Origin of the sequence: Marinobacter sp. R17, from assembly GCF_003789045.1 — a bacterium.
In the GTDB taxonomy this organism is placed as follows: Bacteria; Pseudomonadota; Gammaproteobacteria; order Pseudomonadales; family Oleiphilaceae; genus Marinobacter_A; species Marinobacter_A mangrovi.
Genome location: NZ_RHGZ01000008.1, coordinates 1 through 13,570, shown reverse-complemented (window position 1 = coordinate 13,570; position 13,570 = coordinate 1). Strand labels below are relative to the sequence as shown.

The 13,570-nt window shown below is 58.7% G+C and carries 10 protein-coding genes, 1 tRNA gene and 2 pseudogenes; 12 read left to right on the top strand and 1 reads right to left on the bottom strand.

The window, feature by feature from the left end:
- Window positions 1–137 precede the first annotated feature (137 nt).
- Both EB809_RS07740 and EB809_RS07735 read left to right on the top strand, forming a co-directional pair.
- The gene (locus EB809_RS07740; RefSeq protein WP_123634246.1) at window positions 138–1,121 is read left to right on the top strand and encodes a TAXI family TRAP transporter solute-binding subunit; all 984 of its coding nucleotides are present in this window, start codon (window positions 138–140) and stop codon (window positions 1,119–1,121) included.
- 159 nt (window positions 1,122–1,280) lie between these two features.
- Window positions 1,281–3,851, top strand: a complete 2,571-nt coding sequence (locus tag EB809_RS07735; protein ID WP_411711062.1) for a TRAP transporter permease — start codon at window positions 1,281–1,283, stop codon at window positions 3,849–3,851.
- 63 nt (window positions 3,852–3,914) lie between these two features.
- Here the strand turns inward: EB809_RS07735 and EB809_RS07730 are convergent, their stop codons facing one another.
- Window positions 3,915–4,661 (bottom strand): ParA family protein, encoded by a 747-nt coding sequence (locus EB809_RS07730; protein WP_123634244.1) that lies wholly within the window; start codon window positions 4,659–4,661, stop codon window positions 3,915–3,917.
- A gap of 190 nt (window positions 4,662–4,851) precedes the next feature.
- Between EB809_RS07730 and EB809_RS21275 the strand changes: the two are divergent.
- The 10 genes and pseudogenes from EB809_RS21275 to EB809_RS07685 all read left to right on the top strand — a co-directional run.
- Window positions 4,852–5,022 (top strand): annotated as a pseudogene (locus EB809_RS21275) (TGS domain-containing protein); the annotation flags it as partial.
- Window positions 5,002–6,750, top strand: a pseudogene (thrS, locus tag EB809_RS07725) (threonine--tRNA ligase); the annotation flags it as partial. The pseudogenes EB809_RS21275 and thrS, both read left to right, overlap by 21 nt.
- A 23-nt stretch (window positions 6,751–6,773) precedes the next feature.
- Entirely contained in the window at window positions 6,774–7,316 is a 543-nt protein-coding gene (gene infC, locus EB809_RS07720; RefSeq protein ID WP_123634242.1) for a translation initiation factor IF-3, read from the top strand.
- A gap of 95 nt (window positions 7,317–7,411) precedes the next feature.
- Window positions 7,412–7,603 (top strand): 50S ribosomal protein L35, encoded by a 192-nt coding sequence (gene rpmI / locus EB809_RS07715; protein ID WP_123634241.1) that lies wholly within the window; start codon window positions 7,412–7,414, stop codon window positions 7,601–7,603.
- 31 nt (window positions 7,604–7,634) lie between these two features.
- Window positions 7,635–7,991: a 50S ribosomal protein L20 gene (gene rplT / locus EB809_RS07710; RefSeq protein WP_111497796.1), complete on the top strand. Its 357-nt coding sequence runs from the start codon at window positions 7,635–7,637 to the stop codon at window positions 7,989–7,991.
- Window positions 7,992–8,206: 215 nt separating this feature from the next.
- Window positions 8,207–9,205 (top strand): phenylalanine--tRNA ligase subunit alpha, encoded by a 999-nt coding sequence (gene pheS / locus EB809_RS07705; RefSeq protein WP_123634240.1) that lies wholly within the window; start codon window positions 8,207–8,209, stop codon window positions 9,203–9,205.
- Window positions 9,206–9,262: 57 nt separating this feature from the next.
- The gene (gene pheT, locus EB809_RS07700; RefSeq protein WP_123634239.1) at window positions 9,263–11,635 is read left to right on the top strand and encodes a phenylalanine--tRNA ligase subunit beta; all 2,373 of its coding nucleotides are present in this window, start codon (window positions 9,263–9,265) and stop codon (window positions 11,633–11,635) included.
- A 5-nt stretch (window positions 11,636–11,640) separates the two neighbouring features.
- Window positions 11,641–11,943, top strand: a complete 303-nt coding sequence (ihfA, locus tag EB809_RS07695; RefSeq protein ID WP_004578706.1) for an integration host factor subunit alpha — start codon at window positions 11,641–11,643, stop codon at window positions 11,941–11,943.
- Window positions 11,924–12,286, top strand: a complete 363-nt coding sequence (locus EB809_RS07690) for a MerR family transcriptional regulator (protein WP_123634238.1) — start codon at window positions 11,924–11,926, stop codon at window positions 12,284–12,286. Before ihfA ends, EB809_RS07690 begins: the two co-directional genes overlap by 20 nt.
- Before the next feature lie 124 nt (window positions 12,287–12,410).
- Window positions 12,411–12,487, top strand: a tRNA-Pro gene (locus EB809_RS07685).
- Window positions 12,488–13,570 lie beyond the last annotated feature (1,083 nt).

The window sequence follows — 13,570 nt, the reverse complement described above, 5'->3', positions numbered from 1 at the left end:
ATGCATTTAGCTACAATGGTCGGCTTTATTTCGTAGGACTCTTGTTCTATGTTCTAGAATGAAAGTAAGAGGGTGGGGTGGCCCCGGCCGTCCCGGAAAACGAGTGACATAAACTAAAAAAGAAGGGAATGACGATAATGGCACTTCGACACAAACTATCCACTTTCGCGCTGGCTACCGCTGTGAGTCTCGGTGCGGCATCCGGGTCGGTTTCGGCGGCGGAACAGCAGTTCGTCACCATCGGCACCGGCGGCGTCACCGGGGTTTACTATCCGGCAGGTGGTGCAATCTGTCGCCTGGTCAACAAGGATCGCAAGGAGCACGGCATTCGCTGCTCGGTTGAAAGTACCGGTGGCTCCATCTACAACCTGAACGCGCTGCGCGCGGGTGAACTCGACCTGGCGGTGGCCCAGTCCGACTGGCAGTACCACGCCTACAACGGCACCAGTGACTTCAAGGATGACGGTCCTTTCAAGAAGCTGCGTGCGGTCTTTTCCCTGCATCCCGAGCCGTTCACTGTCGTCGCCCGCAAGGATTCTGGCGTAAAGAACTTCTCTGACCTCAAGGGCAAGCGCGTCAGCGTCGGTAACCCGGGTTCCGGTCAGCGTGCCACGGCCGAAGTGCTGATGAACGAGATGGGTTGGGACATGAGCGCCTTCTCCCTGGCCGCCGAGCTGAAGGCCGCCGAGCAGTCACAGGCACTGTGCGACAACAAGATCGATGCTTTCTTCTACACCGTGGGTCACCCGTCCGGCGCCATCAAGGAAGCCACCACGTCCTGTGACAGCGTTCTGGTCAACGTCCAGAACGATGCCACCAAGAAGCTGGTTGAGGAAAATCCGTACTACCGTGTCGCCACCATCCCGGGCGGTATGTATCGCGGTAACCCGGACGACACCACCACGTTCGGTGTGGCAGCGACCTTCGTCACCACCGCCGACGTTCCGGACGACGTGGTCTACCAGATCGTGAAGGCGGTCTTCGAGAACTTCGACAGCTTCAAGCGTCTGCACCCGGCGTTTGAAAACTTGAAGAAAGAGGAAATGGTTCATGACGCCCTGAGTGCTCCGCTGCACCCGGGTGCGGTCAAGTACTACAAAGAAGTTGGCCTGATGGAGTAAGACCGGTGATGGAGGCTCGCCAGCTTCCATTGTCGCGTTCGAACTTATCGGTTGGATCACGGCTGCCCCGGTTGGGGGCAGCCGTTTTTGGTCAATCCCTCCTGAAAGGTCGTATCAATGGCGAACCAAAAAGACACGTCATCCAAGGCTGAGAAGGGCATGCAGCTCTCTGATACCGAAGCGGTGATGCAAACGGAAACCGGCGGCAGGGCAGCCACCGGCATTCCGGGTATGATTCTTTTTCTGGTGCCTGTGGTCTGGGCACTTTTCCAGCTGTGGATAGCATCCCCGCTGCCGTTCATCTTTAACACGGGTATTTTCAATTCCACGGAAGCCCGTTCGATTCACCTGGCATTCGCCATCTTCCTCGCGTTTTCAGCGTTCCCCATGATCAAGGGGCGCACGCTCAACCACGTACCGGTCTACGACTGGGTACTGGCGGTGCTGGCCGCGTTCGCGGCGTCCTACATCTACCTGTTCTACGATCAGCTGGCGTCGCGCCCTGGTGCGCCCAACATGCAGGATATGATCGTCGCCATCGGCGGCATGATCCTGCTGCTGGAAGCCACCCGGCGGGCCCTGGGGCTGCCGCTGATGGTGGTTGCCGCGGTTTTTATCTTCTACTCGCTGGCCGGCCCCTATATGCCGGACGTGATTTCCCACAAGGGCGCCAGCCTGGAAAAACTGGCTTCGCACCAGTGGCTCGGGACCGAAGGTGTCTTTGGCGTCGCCCTGGGCGTCTCCACCAGTTTCGTCTTCCTGTTCGTGCTGTTTGGCGCGTTGCTGGAAAAGGCCGGGGCTGGTAACTACTTCATCAAGGTGTCCTACGCCTTGCTGGGGCACATGCGTGGCGGCCCGGCCAAAGCAGCCGTGGTCTCCAGTGGCCTGAGCGGTATTATCTCCGGTTCTTCCATCGCTAACGTGGTGACGACCGGCACCTTTACCATTCCCTTGATGAAGCGTGTCGGTTTCCCGGCCAGCAAGGCGGGCGCCGTTGAAGTGGCGGCCTCGACCAATGGTCAGCTGACGCCCCCGGTGATGGGGGCGGCCGCCTTCCTGATGGTGGAGTACGTTGGTATTTCCTACCTGGAAGTGATCAAGCACGCGATCCTGCCGGCGCTGATCTCCTACATTGCACTGATCTACATCGTGCACCTGGAGGCCTGCAAGCTGAAGATGCACGGCATCGAGCGCACCGATCGTCCGTCGCTTGCGCAGCGGATGCTGACGTGGGTCGTGCTGCTGATCGGGCTGTGTGTCGTGACCCTGGCCACCTATTACGGCGTCGGCTGGATGAAAGGGGTCTTCGGTGAGGCCGCTTCCTGGATCCTGGCGGTGTTGCTGGTGATCGCCTACATCGCGCTGCTGGCCTATTCCTGCCGCTTCCCGCCGCTGGAAGAGGATGATCCGAACGAACCGGCGGTTGAGCTGCCGCCCGTCGGACCGACGGTCAAGACGGGGCTGTACTATCTGTTGCCGGTGGTGGTTCTGGTCTGGTGCCTGACGGTCGATCGCCTGTCCCCCCAGTTGTCGGCGTTCTGGGCGACGTTGTTCATGATCTTCATCGTCGTTACCCAGCGCCCGCTGCAGCACTTTTTCCGCAAGCACTCCGGCAGCATGATGACGGCGTTCAAGGACGGTTGGGTCGATCTCCTGCATTCGCTGGCGACCGGCGGTCGTAACATGGTCGGTATCGGTGTGGCCACAGCCACGGCCGGTATTGTGGTCGGTACCGTGACCCTGACCGGGATCGGTCTGGTGATGACCGAATTCGTGGAATTCATCTCCGGCGGCAACCTGCTGCTGATGCTGATCTTTACGGCGGTGATCAGCCTGATCCTGGGCATGGGCTTGCCTACGACGGCCAACTACATCGTGGTCTCAACGCTGATGGCGCCGGTCATCGTTACCCTGGGTGCAGCGAATGGCCTGATCGTACCGCTGATCGCCGTTCACCTGTTTGTGTTCTACTTCGGGATTCTTGCGGACGATACGCCGCCGGTGGGGCTTGCGGCCTACGCCGCGGCGGCGATATCCGGGGCCGATCCGATAAAGACCGGTGTGCAGGGGTTCACCTACGATATTCGTACGGCCATCCTGCCGTTCATGTTCATCTTCAACACGCAATTGTTGCTGATCGGACTTACGGGCTGGTTTGATCTTCTGGTGACTGTAGCGAGCGCGATAACCGCGATGCTGGTGTTCTCTGCCGCCACCCAGGGCTTCTGGTTTACCCGCAGCCGTATCTGGGAGACCCTGGCGCTGCTGCTGATCACGTTCACACTGTTCCGTCCGGGCTTCTGGTGGGACATGGTCTATCCGCCGACCGAGTTGCGCCCGGGGACCGAGATCATGGATCACATCAGCGAAGTGCCACCCGGGGAGGACATGATCCTCAAGGCCTCCGGCATGTCGATCGAAGGCGAGGAGAAGTCCACGTTCCTGAACCTGCCGTTGCCGGCCGGGGACACTCCGGAAGACCGTCTGCAGCAGGCGGGTCTGGAAGTGCGCCGCGACGGTGACCGCATGGCGGTGGACTTCGTAACCTTCGGCAGTCCGGCTGAGGATGCGGGCCTGTCCTTCGACTGGACCATCGATGCGGTGCAGGCGAGGCTGGAGCGACCGCCGAAGGAACTCATGTTCATTCCGGCGCTTGTCTTGCTGGCGCTGATCGCCTTCCTGCAGATCCGGCGACGAAACCGGGAAGAAGGCGAGGTCGCTACGGTCTGACCGTCGGACCGATCAAAAGCCCCGTGATCCGAAAGGTCGCGGGGCTTTTTTGTGGGCGGTGATTCAACGCTTGATCAGCTTGCGGATTTCCTTCCAGAGCAATTCGTAGGCGAGTGCCGCCGGTGACCGCGGCCGGGTGATCGAGACCGGGCAGCGTTGTTCGCCCATCCGTTCCACATCGCTGGCGTAGGGAATGAACGCCCTCATCCGGCGTTTCAGTCCGCCCTTGGATTTGTCCAGCAGGGTCTGGTGAATGCGCTTGCGCCGGTCGACCATGGACAGGAAAGGGTGCAGCTTGCCCGTTTTGACCTTTTTGTCTTCGGCAAACGCAACCAGTTGGTCCCAGCTGTTGATCGACAGCCAGGATGGAATGGTCGGAACGAACACCGCATCTGACGTCTGTAATACTTGTTCAGCGAGTCGGGACAACGAAGGCGGGCAATCCAGGACGATCAGGGCGTAGTCTTCCGACAGCGGCGCCAGCCAATCTCGCAGCGCCTGTTTCTGGCCCTCCTGTTCCAGTCGCAAATCCAGATTGCGAAAGCTGGGGTGAGCGGGAATCAGGTCCAGCTTTGGGTAGGCGGTGGCGTTGATCATCTTGCCGATGGGTGTTTTGCCTTTAACCAGCCGGGCGGCCTTTTCGCCGGTCAGATCCGGGGTGTCGCCCAGATACCAGCTGGCGGCGCCCTGGGCATCCAGGTCCCAAAGCAGGGTGGGGACGCCGTCGCGGGCCGCCAGATAGGCGACGTTGACCGCTGCGGCGGTCTTGCCGACGCCGCCTTTTATGTTGTGAAACGCAATGACTTTCATTGGGTCGATGTCCTGATCCTTTAAAGCTTGGAGGCACGCCGTTCACATTGTGCCCCGCCTGTAATGCTTTTGCATGACAGTCGCCGCGATACGCTGTTAAAATCCCGCGCCTGAAAGAATCGCGATTCGTGGCGCGATTCCCAAATACCATGTGGTCTCTCGTAAGGATCACCGCTGATAGGAGCTTGTCATGCCCGTTATTACGCTGCCCGACGGCAGTCACCGCAGTTTTTCCCAGTCTGTTACCGTTCACGATGTGGCCGCCGATATCGGTGCTGGCCTCGCCAAAGCCGCCCTGGCCGGTCGTGTGAATGGCAAACTGGTGGATACCAGCTACGCAATCGATGAGGACGTCGAACTGGCGATCATCACCGATCGGGACGAGGATGGCGTCGACATCATCCGCCACTCGACCGCCCACCTGCTGGCCATGGCGGTGAAAGATCTGTTCCCTTCGGCGCAGGTGACCATTGGTCCGGTCATCGACAACGGCTTCTATTACGACTTCAAGTTTGACCGTCCGTTCACCAACGAAGATCTGGCGCGGATTGAAAAGCGGATGGAAGAGCTGGCGAAGCAGGACTTCGCGGTTTCCCGTTCCGTGCTCTCGCGCGATGAAGCGGTCAAGCTGTTCGACGAGATGGGCGAGGAGTACAAGGTCCGCATCATCCAGGACATTCCGGGTGACGAGGATCTCTCTTTCTATCAGCAGGGCGAGTTCATCGACCTGTGTCGTGGCCCGCACGTACCGAACACCGGCAAGCTCAAGGCGTTCAAGCTGACCAAGGTCGCGGGCGCCTACTGGCGTGGCGACACCGGCAATGAGCAGCTGCAGCGGATTTACGGCACCGCCTGGGGTAACAAGAAAGACCTCAAGGCCTATCTGCACCGCCTGGAAGAAGCCGAGAAGCGGGACCACCGCAAGATCGGCAAGAAGCTGGACCTGTTCCACATGCAGGAAGAAGCGCCCGGCATGGTGTTCTGGCATCCGGACGGCTGGACGGTCTATCAGCAGATCGAACAGTACATGCGCGACAAACTGCGTCAGCACGGTTACCAGGAGATCAAAACGCCGCAGGTGGTCTCTCGCACCCTGTGGGAACAATCCGGCCACTGGGACAAGTTCGGTGACGACATGTTCACCACCGAGTCCGAGAAGCACGACTTCGCCATCAAGCCGATGAACTGCCCGTGCCACATCCAGGTCTTCAACCAGGGTTTGAAGAGCTACAAGGATCTGCCACTGCGTCTGGCCGAGTTCGGCTCCTGTCACCGTAACGAAGCCTCCGGCGCGCTGCACGGCCTGATGCGGGTACGTGGGTTTACCCAGGACGACGCCCACATCTTCTGTGAAGAAGAGGCCATCCAGGAGGAAGTGTCCAAGTTCATGGACCTGCTGCATGAGGTTTATACCGATTTCGGCTTTACCGAGATTTTGTATAAACTCTCCACCCGCCCGGAAAAGCGTGTGGGTTCCGACGAAATCTGGGACAAGGCCGAAGCTGCGCTGGAAGAAGCGCTGAATCGCGAAGGCGTCGAGTGGGAACTGCTGCCGGGTGAGGGCGCTTTCTACGGGCCGAAGATCGAATACTCCCTGAAGGATTGCATCGGCCGGGTCTGGCAGTGCGGTACCGTGCAGGTGGACTTCTCCATGCCGGGCCGTCTGGGCGCGCAGTATGTGGCCGACAATTCCGAGCGGCGCACGCCGGTGATGCTGCACCGGGCCGTACTGGGCTCGTTCGAGCGCTTTATCGGTATCCTGATTGAGGATTACGAGGGGGCCTTCCCCACGTGGCTGGCGCCGACCCAGGTCGCCATCATGAATATCACCGATAATCAGCGTGAATATTGCGAAAAAATTGCGAAAGCCCTTGAAAATTCCGGTTATCGCGCCCACGCCGACTTGAGAAACGAAAAAATCGGCTTTAAAATTCGCGAGCACACGCTCAATAAAGTACCCTACCTCGCCGTAGTGGGTGATAAAGAGGTCGAGGCCGGCGCCGTTGCCGTGCGTAATCGCAAGGGCGATGACCTGGGTACGATGTCGCTGGACGCCTTCCAGGCCCTGTTGGCCGAAGACGTGTCCCGCAAAGGCAGAAATCAAACGGAGAACTGATTATTAAACAGCGAACGAATCGGGGACGGGCTCCTAAAGCGCCCATCAACGGGAATATCGAAGCCACAGAAGTACGTCTCATTGCGGCGGACGGTGAGCAGGTGGGCATTGTCTCCATCGAGGACGCACTGAAGGCCGCAGAAGAAGCTTCTCTGGATCTGGTTCAGGTTACGAATTCCGATCCGGTCGTCTGTAAGATCATGGACTACGGCAAGAAGGTCTTCGAAGAGAAGAAGGCCAAAGCTGCTGCGAAGAAAAAGCAGAAGCAGGTCCAGGTAAAAGAAGTCAAGTTCCGGCCTGGCACGGAAGAAGGGGATTATCAGGTCAAGCTACGCAACCTGGTACGTTTCCTTGAGAACGGGGACCGGGGCAAGATCACGATTCGTTTCCGCGGTCGTGAGATGGCACACCAGGAAATTGGTATGCAGCTCATGAATCGTGTGGAAGCCGACATCGAGGAGCTTGCCCAGGTAGAGCAACGGCCGAAGATGGAAGGCCGGCAAATGACGATGGTTGTTGCCCCCCGAAAGAAAAAGTGAGCCCTGTTTGATCGCCTGTCCCCCGTCACAGTGCGGGGGATTTGTCGTTCAGGACTCATTATTTATTGAAATCATAAAATGCGGAGTTTTATAAAATGCCCAAGATGAAAACCAAGAGCGGGGCCACCAAGCGGTTCAAGCGGACTGCCAAAGGCTTCAAGCATAAGCAGTCCTTCACAAGTCATATCCTGACCAAGAAGAGCCCGAAGCGGAAGCGTCAGCTGCGCGGCACCAAGCAAATTGCCAAGGCTGACATTGCATCCATCAAGCGCATGACCGCGCTTTAATTTCTGGTTCAGTAAAGAGAAGGATTGAAATATGGCTCGTGTAAAGCGTGGTGTCGTCGCACGTCGTCGTCACAAGAAGATCATGAAGCAGGCGAAGGGTTACTACGGTGCCCGGAGCCGCGTCTATCGTGTTGCCAAACAGGCGGTCATCAAGGCAGGTCAGTACGCCTATCGTGACCGTCGCAACCGTAAGCGTCAGTTCCGTGCGCTGTGGATTGCCCGTATCAATGCGGGTGCCCGCGCCAACGGCCTGTCTTACAGCCGTCTGATCGCTGGTCTGAAAAAGGCGAATGTTGAAATCGATCGTAAGGTCCTGGCCGACCTGGCGATGAACGAGCAACAGGCGTTTAGTGCCGTCGTTGAAAAAGCCAAGGCTGCGCTCGCGTAAGCTCTTTCATCGATTGCATATCGGATTGAGTGCCTCTCGGGGCATTCCGAAGTAGGGGGAAGAGCATGCTCTTCCCCCTTTTTTGTTCCGGGGCCTGTAGAATGGTGCGCCCGGGAACGTCCGGGGAATCTCTGAAAAAGGATCAGCCACGGCGCCGGTCATTTTTCAGGGGTTCTCACCCGCAAAGAACACAATGCATATTTGGAGCAGGGTCAATGGAAAACCTGGAGCAACTCGTACAGGACGGCCTGAAAGCGGTAGAGCAGGCGACGGACCTGCAGGCGCTGGATCAGGTGCGTGTTGATTATCTGGGCAAGAAGGGTGTGCTGACACAGCAGCTCAAGTCGCTGGGTCAGTTGTCCGCCGAAGAGCGGCCGGCCGCGGGGCAGAAGATTAACCAGGCCAAGGGCGAAGTGCAGGACGCCATCAACGCGCGTCGCGCCGAACTGGAAAATGCGGCCCTGGACGCCAAACTGGCGGCGGAATCGATCGACGTGACCCTGCCCGGTCGAGGCCAGAGTCGTGGCGGTCTGCATCCGGTGACGCGAACCATCCAGCGCATGGAGCAGTTCTTCTCCCGCGCCGGTTACACCGTGGAAGAGGGCCCGGAAATCGAAGACGACTACCACAACTTCGAGGCCCTCAACATTCCCGGCCATCACCCGGCCCGTGCCATGCACGACACCTTTTACTTCAATCCGGGCACCCTGCTGCGGACCCACACGTCACCGGTCCAGATCCGCACCATGGAAGACGGCCAGCCGCCGTTCCGCATGATCTGCCCGGGCCGGGTCTACCGCTGTGACTCGGACATGACCCACACGCCGATGTTCCATCAGGTGGAAGGCCTGGTGGTCGACAAGAACATCAGCTTTGCCGACCTCAAGAGCACCGTGGAGGAGTTCCTGCGGGTGTTCTTCGAAAAGGATCTGGCGGTGCGCTTCCGTCCGTCCTACTTCCCCTTCACCGAGCCGTCGGCTGAAGTGGACATTGAATGGGGCCGCAATGACGACGGCTCGATCAAGTGGCTGGAAGTCATGGGCTGCGGCATGGTCCACCCCAAGGTCTTCGAATACTGCGGCATTGATCCCGAAACCTACCGCGGGTTTGCCTTCGGCATGGGCGTCGAACGACTCGCCATGTTGCGCTACGGCGTGAACGACCTGCGCATGTTCTTCGAGAACGACCTGCGCTTCCTGCGCCAGTTCCGCTGATCGACAGCACTGGCATTGACGGTTTCAGGATAAACGGATCAGGACAAGGCAACGAACATGAAATTTAGCGAACAATGGCTGCGCGAGTGGGTGAACCCGGAGATCGACACCCAGGCACTGGTTGATCAGATCACCATGGCCGGTCTGGAAGTGGACGAGTTTGAATCCGTCGCCGGCGAATTTACCGGTATCATCGTGGGCGAAGTGCTGTCGGTCGAGCCGCATCCGGACGCGGACAAGCTGCGCGTCTGCCAGGTCGCTGGCGGTGCAGAAACGGTCCAGGTGGTCTGTGGCGCACCCAACGTCCGGCCGGGGATGAAAGTGCCGTTCGCCGAGGTGGGCGCGGTGCTGCCGGGCAACTTCAAGATCAAGAAGGCCAAGCTGCGTGGGCAGCCGTCCAACGGCATGCTGTGTTCCGAGTCCGAGCTGGGCCTTTCCGACAACCACGACGGCCTGATGGAGTTGCCGGCTTCAGCGCCGGCTGGCGAGAATATTCGCGACTACCTGGGCCTGGACGACGCCACCATCGACGTGGACCTGACGCCGAACCGCAGCGATTGCCTGTCCATCCGTGGCCTGGCTCGCGAAGTCGGTGTGCTCAACCGCCTGCTGGTGGAAGGCCCCGACATCAACCCGGTGGAGCCGGTGCATTCGGACGTGGTCGACATCCGCATCGATGCGCCGGAAGGTTGCCCCCGGTACCTGGGGCGGATCATCCGCAACGTCGACCTGAGCGCCGAAACGCCCTTGTGGATGCGTGAACGCCTGCGTCGCTCCGGAATCCGCAGCATCGACGCGGCGGTGGACGTCACCAACTACGTCATGCTGGAGTTGGGTCAGCCCATGCATGCGTTTGATCGCAGTGAAATCGACGGCGGCATCATTGTGCGCTGGGCCAGGTCCGGTGAGAAGTTGGTGCTGCTGGACGGCCAGGAAGTGGAACTGGTTGAGGGCACGCTGGTCATTGCCGATCACGAGAAGCCCATCGCCATCGCCGGCGTGATGGGCGGCGAACACTCCGGCGTCGCCGAAAAGACCCGTGACCTCGTGCTGGAAGCGGCGTTCTTCGATCCTATTTCCATTGCTGGCAAGGCGCGTCATTTCGGTTTGCACACCGATGCCTCTCACCGCTTTGAGCGGGGCGTCGACCCGGAGCTGACCCGCGATGCCATGGAGCGTGCGACCGCGCTGCTGCTGGAAATTGTCGGCGGCGAAGCGGGCGAGATCGTGGAAGTACACAGCGAACAGCACCTGCCCAAATCCCCGGTGATCGAGTTGCGTCAACAACGGGTCACGGACGTGCTGGGACTGGAAATCGACCGCACCGAAATCGAGGAAATCCTGACCCGCCTGGGCCTGCATGTGGACAAGCTGACCCGCGAGGGGTGGAAAGTCCACGTGCCGAGCTACCGCCCGGACATCACGATCGAAGAGGACCTGATCGAGGAAGTCGGCCGCATTTATGGTTACAACAACCTGCCGGTGACCGAGCCGGTCGGTAGCCTGGGTCTGCGCGAAGAGCAGGAAGCGGTGCGACCGATCAGCCACGTACGATCCCTGCTGGTGGACCGCGGCTACCAGGAAGCGGTGACCTACAGCTTCGTGGACAGCAAGGTCCAGGCGCTGATCGACGGCGATCATACCGGCATTGAGCTGGCCAACCCGATTTCCAGCGATATGCCCGTGATGCGCACCAGCCTCTGGCCGGGCCTCCTGAAAACCGTGGCTTACAACCAGAACCGCCAGCAGTCCCGCATCCGCCTGTTTGAAACCGGCCTGCGTTTCGTGCGCGAGGGTGAGGGCATTGAACAGGTGCCGATGCTGGCCGGCGTCGTGACCGGCGCCCAGAACCCGGAAAGCTGGGTCAACGGCCGCCGGAGCGTTGATTTCTTTGATGTGAAGGGAGATCTCGAGGCGCTGTTCGAGCTGCTGGGTATCACGGTTGAATTCAGCGCTGGCGAGCATGGCGCGCTGCATCCAGGGCAGACGGCCCAGCTCCATAAAAACGGTGAATTTGTGGGCTGGTTGGGAGCTTTGCACCCGCAAGTCCAGAAAAAGCTTGACCTGGATGGCACGATTTACGTCTTTGAGCTATTCTTGAATTCGATCCTTTCCGGATATGTGCCTAATTTCAAAGAATTTTCAAAATTCCCGGAAGTTCGGCGGGATTTGGCTATCATTATCGGGAATGAGGTGACGTACGCTGAAGTTCAGCGCGTTGCCCGTGAGAAGGCGGGTGAGTTCCTGACCGGCGCGCGGGTGTTTGACGTGTTTGAGGGTGACGCCATCGGCGAAGGGCGCAAGAGCCTGGCCCTGAGTCTCTTCTGGCAGCATCCGGAGCGGACGCTGAATGACGACGAGATCCAGACCTGGTTCGGTGCGGCGATCGACGCGCTGAAGGCGGAACTTGGTGCAACACTGAGGAGTTAATCGGAATGACGGCTTTGACGAAAGCGGAGATGGCGGAGCGCCTCTACGAAGAGCTGGGGCTCAACAAACGCGAAGCCAAGGAGATGGTGGAAGCCTTCTTCGGAGAAATCAGGGACGCACTGAGTCACAACGAGCAGGTCAAGTTGTCGGGGTTTGGCAACTTCGACCTCCGGGACAAGAAAGAGCGTCCCGGGCGCAATCCGAAGACCGGGGAGGAAATCCCCATCAGTGCGCGGCGCGTGGTGACCTTCCGCCCGGGACAAAAACTAAAACAGAAAGTAGAAGCGTATGCTGGAACCCAGTCATAACAACGAGCTGCCGCCGATTCCTGGCAAACGCTACTTCACCATCGGTGAGGTTGCGGACCTGTGTAGCGTCAAGGCTCACGTCCTACGCTACTGGGAACAGGAATTCCCGCAACTGTCGCCGGTGAAGCGGCGGGGCAATCGTCGCTATTACCAGCGCGCCGACGTCCTGACCATCCGGCAGATTCGTAGCCTGCTTTACGATCAGGGCTACACCATCGGTGGCGCCAAGCAAAAGCTGAGCAGCCACGAAATCAAGGACGACACCTCCCAGTACAAGCAGCTCATCCGCCAGATGATTGCCGAGCTGGAAGAAGTCCTGGACGTCCTTAACAGCCCGACCTGACCCCGGGTCAGCGTCGGCGCTGGACCTCCTTTTTCTCGCAAAATTCCTGTTTATTTTTGGCAGGAGCTGGTGTAGACTTCGCTCCCGCTAAGCTATTGAACTCACTGTTCAAAGCCTGCCGTGTCGGGGCGTAGCGCAGTCTGGTAGCGCACCTGTATGGGGTGCAGGTGGTCGCAGGTTCAAATCCTGCCGTCCCGACCATATTTCAATAATTTAGGGCATCTTTTCGAAGATCTCCTAAGTTTTATCTGGCCGGGTACAATTTGGGTACAAGACCCTAAAAGCCTGGTTGTTTCACTGGTCCCATCAGCTCACGCTCACATACCGGTCGGCTCACGAGCGCAATCTGATCGTTTCCGTCGATTAACACTTTAGCACGTGTCGTGATTTCGACCTAAATACCCGGTACTTCTGGCGACTCAGCTCTCTACCGATTCCTCAAGGTTCATCTTTTCCTACCCTCCGGGTTAATTGCGGAAAACCCGGAATTAGCCGGCCCCAAGCCGCGTTGCGCGTCCCCAACATATCCCTCATGTCAATCCTAAATACATCTGCAAGGCGAGAAGATTATGTTTTGGGCGGACGTACAGGATGGAAATCACTACGGGATGCCTCGGTACACCAATTGGCGATAGGTCCGGGAGGAAAAATTCCCTTCGTCGAAGAAGCTGAACTCTGGTTCGACACGCTGGCATATTTCTGACGTCGAGCGTTTGGATCTCCAAATCTTGCAGAGCGAAACTACTCGGATTACCGGCGACTAGTTATCAGCTATTTGTATCAATGCTTCCAGGAGATTTCTCGTAACAATCTTTGGCATATTTCCGTTTGAGGAAGCATCAGGTCACTGCAAACCATTTGTGGACCCGTGCTGCTAGTGTCCCTTAACAAAAGTTCGTCGCATGTGAGGCTCCCTCCGGGCGCGGCTGTGCAGCGCCCTGGCTACGTTGCGCTGACTTGATTTGGAACCACCAAACCTTCGCCAGCGCGCCTTGCCAGGGCGCTGCACTGTCACGCTGACAGGCGACGAACTTTTGTTCTTTTGTTAAGGGGCACTAGGTCTATGTCTTGCGATACCGCTGACTGGCTCACGCCTGGGCGACAACCTCTGCAGATTGAAATGCTGAGAGTGAATCAAATTTGATTGGTCATACCTTCTAGTGTCCCGTCTGGTTAATTCGTTGACCTACTGCGTACCGCTGACGTCTCTGGCCAAGGCGCCAGCCCGCCGGTGTGGTGGTTCCACATCCAGGGTTGGCAACGCAGGTCCAGAGGCGTCAGCGG